1 protein-coding gene is annotated in these 504 nt (G+C 69.2%); it reads right to left on the bottom strand.

Annotation, left to right across the window (positions count from 1 at the left end):
• Positions 1 to 112 precede the first annotated feature (112 nt).
• Positions 113 to 385: a hypothetical protein gene (locus ACFWIW_RS13825; RefSeq protein ID WP_378368750.1), complete on the bottom strand. Its 273-nt coding sequence runs from the start codon at positions 383 to 385 to the stop codon at positions 113 to 115.
• Positions 386 to 504 lie beyond the last annotated feature (119 nt).

Below are 504 nucleotides of genomic sequence, written 5' to 3'. Positions count from 1 at the left end.
GTCGCGCGCGCGCCCTCGGATGCCCCCGCAGATGAACTCGGAGACCCCGCTCTCCAGGGACCAACCCCCCGGGCCGGCCCCCCGCCCCCCGGCCGGTGGACCGGCGAACCCGCTACCTGGTCCTGGGCCACATCCTCGACAGCTCAGGGTGGTCGTCGTCGAGCAGGCGATGCGCCAGCGCGATCGCCTCCTTCGGGTCGATCTGGTCGTAAGCCGGATCCCCGTGCGCGACGCTTTCGAAGACGTCCGCGAGCTGGTTCGCCGCGGCGGGGGACAACGTGGTGTCCTGACTGCATTCCGTGTAGCGCAACCGAAGCACGCCCGCGGCCTGCAGCATCAAGGAGCAGTAGGTGTCATGGCGGGCATTCGTACTCTTGCCTTCCACACCGACTCCTTTCGTTCCCGTACCGGTGTTATCGGGTGGCGCGGTGTTTGAGTTCTTTGGCGGCGGCGGTGGGGTCGGTGGCGTTGTAGATCGCGCCGCCCGCGACGGCGACGACCGCG

Origin of the sequence: Amycolatopsis sp. NPDC058340 (assembly GCF_042723975.1) — a bacterium.
Lineage (GTDB): Bacteria > Actinomycetota > Actinomycetes > Mycobacteriales > Pseudonocardiaceae > Amycolatopsis.
The sequence above is the reverse complement of the archived record's forward strand: the minus strand, read 5'-3'. Positions and strand labels throughout refer to the sequence as shown.